The sequence below is a fragment of the Protofrankia sp. CiP3 genome (assembly GCF_917627345.1).
Lineage (GTDB): Bacteria > Actinomycetota > Actinomycetes > Frankiales > Frankiaceae > Protofrankia.
Map to the genome: position 1 here is coordinate 1 of NZ_CAKJTM010000203.1, position 3,894 is coordinate 3,894.

Annotated in this window: 3 protein-coding genes, 1 pseudogene and 1 CRISPR repeat array; of the genes and pseudogenes, 2 read left to right on the plus strand and 2 right to left on the minus strand. The window is 63.0% G+C overall.

Annotated features, from left to right (window positions below; genetic code table 11):
* Positions 1-47: 47 nt before the first annotated feature.
* Positions 48-609: a CRISPR direct-repeat array (repeat unit 30 nt; unit sequence GTCACTGATCATCCCTAGAGGGATTGAAAC).
* Between the two features lie 257 nt (positions 610-866).
* Positions 867-1,889 (minus strand): tryptophan--tRNA ligase, encoded by a 1,023-nt coding sequence (locus MJ797_RS26180; protein ID WP_239342324.1) that lies wholly within the window; start codon positions 1,887-1,889, stop codon positions 867-869.
* 471 nt (positions 1,890-2,360) lie between these two features.
* Between MJ797_RS26180 and MJ797_RS26185 the strand changes: the two genes are divergently transcribed.
* Together MJ797_RS26185 and MJ797_RS26190 are read left to right on the plus strand one after the other, a co-directional pair.
* Positions 2,361-3,050 (plus strand): DUF433 domain-containing protein, encoded by a 690-nt coding sequence (locus MJ797_RS26185; protein WP_239342326.1) that lies wholly within the window; start codon positions 2,361-2,363, stop codon positions 3,048-3,050.
* A gap of 145 nt (positions 3,051-3,195) precedes the next feature.
* Positions 3,196-3,462, plus strand: a complete 267-nt coding sequence (locus MJ797_RS26190) for a hypothetical protein (protein WP_239342328.1) — start codon at positions 3,196-3,198, stop codon at positions 3,460-3,462.
* Between the two features lie 304 nt (positions 3,463-3,766).
* Here MJ797_RS26190 and MJ797_RS27700 read toward each other — a convergent pair.
* A pseudogene (locus tag MJ797_RS27700) lies at positions 3,767-3,865 on the minus strand (hypothetical protein); the annotation flags it as partial.
* Positions 3,866-3,894 lie beyond the last annotated feature (29 nt).

Here is a 3,894-nt window from a genome sequence, read left to right on the forward strand (position 1 = left end):
AGGATTGAAACACGTCATCATGATTCCGATTCGTGCCGGGTTCAGCGGTCACTGATCGTCCCTAGAGGGATTGAAACGCGTTCTCCTATCGTTTGCGCGTTGCCGATAGGAGGTAGTCACTGATCGTCCCTAGAGGGATTGAAACCCGTGTGCGGTCTCTGTGGCGAGGGGCCGACCGCGGCCGAGTCACTGATCATCCCTAGAGGGATTGAAACCCGCGTTGCCCATCGCCACCCCGGCCCGCACGAGTCACTGATCATCCCTAGAGGGATTGAAACGGGATGCCCAGCGCGGCGGCCAGCCACGCCGTCGCCGGGTCACTGATCATCTCTAGAGGGATTGAAACGTCCCGGCCCGTTTGGTGCCGTCCTTGCGCGTGAGTCACTGATCATCCCTAGAGGGATTGAAACGGCGAGAACCACGTGTGGACATCGGCCGGGTCCCAGTCACTGATCATCCCTAGAGGGATTGAAACATCCAGTCCTCGTCCCGGAGCACGCCCAACGCGCGCACGTCACTGATCATCCCTAGAGGGATTGAAACAGTACCTGGCGGGCCTGACCGAGAACATCGCGCACAGTCACTGATCATCCCTAGAGGGATTGAACCGTCTCCGCCTCGGCGACATAGTCACCGTCGCCGACTTCTGCCGACGTTCTTGACACATTTCGCGTCGTTGACAGCGGGGGCTTGCTGGCGGCAGCTCAAGGCGCCACACAAGAAGCACGGCGCCACCGATGCGGTGTATTCGGCATCGCTGGCATGACCCCGACGATCGCGAACAGGGCGCTCCGCGCCTTCGGCGCCGTGCACGCCGAGTGGGCCGTGCACAGCGAGTGGAGCAGCCCCGCTTCGTGACCAACCTTCTACTGGATACCGGTCGCCTCTCGGACAAGGCGCAGGACTCGCCGCGCACGAGCGCGGGCCTTCTCGGCCCCGGCCGCGAGCACGTCGTCCAGTTCGCTGCCCGGCTCCATCAGCGCGTCATAACGTGCACGCAGTGGCCCCAGCTGGTCATTAAGCACGTCGAACAGGAGGTTCTTGAGGTCGCCCCAGCCCATACCGCCAGCCTCGAGGCGCTTCCGTGTATCGCTGGTGACATCGGGAGTGGCGAACTGCTCCAGAATCTGGAAGGCCGACGAGCTGTCCGGGTCCTTCGGGTCCTCGACGGGCGTGCTGTCAGTGGGAATGCGCCGCACCAGCTTCTTGAGCTGCGACTCGCTGACGAACAGTGGGATGGTGTTGCCGTAGCTCTTGCTCATCTTACGGCCGTCAATACCGGGCAGCGTCCTGCCGGTGTCAGCCGCCGGCACGACAGGCTGCGGAATTTTCAGTTTGTCATGCTCGCCGCCAAAAAGGTGATTGAACGAACCAGCGATATCGGCGGCATACTCGACGTGCTGCGACTGGTCCTTGCCGACCGGAACGACGTCGGAATCCATGAGCAGGATGTCGGCAGCCATCAGGACGGGGTAGTTGTAGAGCCCCATGTTGATGCCCGCGTCCAAGTCTTCCTTGCCCGTCTCGGCGTTCCTGTCTCGCGCCGCCTTGTAGGCATGGGCTCGGTTCATGAGCCCTTTGCCCGTCACGCAGGACAACACCCAGGTCAGCTCGAAGGTCTCCGGCACATCAGACTGCCGATACATGGTGATGCGCTCGGGGTCGAGCCCCGCGGCGATCCAGGTGGCCGCCACCGAGCGCGAGTAGCGACGCAGCAGCTCAGGATCACGGAGAACCGTCAGCGCGTGGTAGTCAGCGATGAAGTACATCGCGTCGTACCGCTCCGCCAGCTCCAGCGCCGGACGGATCGCGCCGATGAGATTGCCAAGGTGCGGCTCACCAGTAGGCTTGATGCCAGTAAGTGAGACCTTGCGTGCGGACGTTGCCATAGCCCAATTCTACCTTTGCTCGCGACTGAGATCTTGTCGTTCGACCTTCGACGTCACGATGCGTGATAGTCGCTGATGGCATGATGCAGTCCGGCGTGTCGACGTGACCTGAGACAACCTCCCGCCAATCGTGGTTTCTCACCAACGTGTGCGCACGCCGAACATGGCGGCAGGCCACCCGGCGATGGGATGCGCTGCTGATCCGGATGCCATCCGGCATACGGTATGAGCCGGGTGGTTCACGTGCCTTATACCGTCGAGCAGGACGAGACCGGCTGGTTCTGCGCACACACGTCCCTCCCGGGCGGCGGAGCCAACGGAGAGGGCCGGAGCCGAGGCGATCGAGGATCCGCGTACGGCGCTGGTAGGTTGATTCGCTGAGTTCGGCGCGCCGGACAGATGGCTTTCGAAACACCCCCAAAGCTATGCGACGTGCGTCATGTCATGTCACTGATGCGGCATGATGCAGGCATGGGGATCACCGTCGTGGACCGCGAGGTCTACTCGATGAGCGAGGCTGCTCGTGTCCTCGGCGTGCGGACCGCGCGACTGCGCGGCTGGATCGACGGCTACTCCCGTGGTGGCTCGGACTACGAGCCGGTCATCCGGCCCGAGCGGACTGGCGAAGATGCCGTGACCTGGGGAGAGTTCGTCGAAGCCGGCTATCTCCGTGAGTACCGGATACGCCACAGGGTCTCCCTCCAACGTCTCCGCCCCGTCGTGCAGCTCCTGCGGGAGCGCCTCGGCGTTCCTTATCCCCTCGCCCACGCCAAACCGTATGTCGCGAACCGCGAGCTCGTCCTCGAGGTCCAGGACGAGACCGGTATCGATCGGGAGCTCGCGATGGTCGTCATCCGAAACGGCCAGCTCGTCCTTGCTCCCGGCGCGGCCGCGTTCGTGGAAAAGGTCGAGTTTGCCCCTGGTGACGGGGAAGTTCTCCGCGTCTACCCAGACGACAAGTCCAGCCCGGTCGTCATCGACCCCCTGCGTAGCTTCGGCGCACCTGTCGTCCACGGGATACGCACCGAGAACCTCTACGACCTGTTCGCGGCGGGGGACTCGGTCGCTGAGATCGCCAACGGCTATGACATCGCGGTCGCTGGTGTCGAGGCGGCGATCCGCTACGAGAGCCGGATCAACGGGCAGGAGACAGCAGCCTGAGCGGCAGGAACACCCCGGCCACACCGCGGTTCTTCGTTGATGAGAACATCCTGCCTCTCGGGAAGGCACTCGCTACCGTCCGCGGTGATGTTGCATTCCCCGGCCATCGCCATACCTGCATCCGGCGGGGTGATCTCGATGATGTGTGGCTTCCGATCGTCGGGGAGTCCGCTCCCTCCTGATCACTCGTGACAGGCGCATCCGCTATCGGCTGATCGAGAAACGCCTCCTGCGCGCCTACTCGGTCAAGGGGCTGTTTCTTACCCAGGCAGGGCATATGAACATGTGGGAGATCTTGAAAATGGTCATGCGGCACTGGGAGCAGATCGACGCGTTAGCCGAGGTCCCGGGTCCATGGGCGAAGTCCCTCACCCATGTCGGTATCAACGATCTTAAGTTGCCTGATTATTGAGGCGACCACGCTGGCCCGATGGAGCCGGGCCGGTATCGCGACTCGTCAGTGCCGAGCACGTGGCCAAGAGCGCCGCGATCTGGCCGACCTCGACCAGCGGGACGAGCCGCTCACTCACAGCCGCCGGCTTCATGTGTTCCATGGGCGAGTACTCGATCTCACCTTCGCTCATGAGCCAGACGAACCATTGCCGCGATGCCCGGTATATCTGGTTGGCATAGGCGTCGCCGCGTCACTCCGGACGGCGCGGCGTCGGGATGGTGCGGAACCAAATCATGGGCGGAATCAAGCGGTCAAGGCGACAAGCGATGAAGTACATCGCGTCGTACCGCTCCGCCAGCTCCAGCGCCGGACGGATCGCGCCAATGAGATTGCCAAGGTGCGGCTCACCGGTAGGCTTGATGCCAGATAAGAGCGCCCGGCAATAGGGGT

Excerpts from the sequence above, each read along its gene's own strand:
- MJ797_RS26180 (WP_239342324.1), bottom strand. The coding sequence starts at position 1,889 with ATGGCAACGTCCGCACGCAAGGTCTCACTTACTGGCATCAAGCCTACT.
- MJ797_RS26185 (WP_239342326.1), top strand. The coding sequence starts at position 2,361 with ATGGGGATCACCGTCGTGGACCGCGAGGTCTACTCGATGAGCGAGGCT.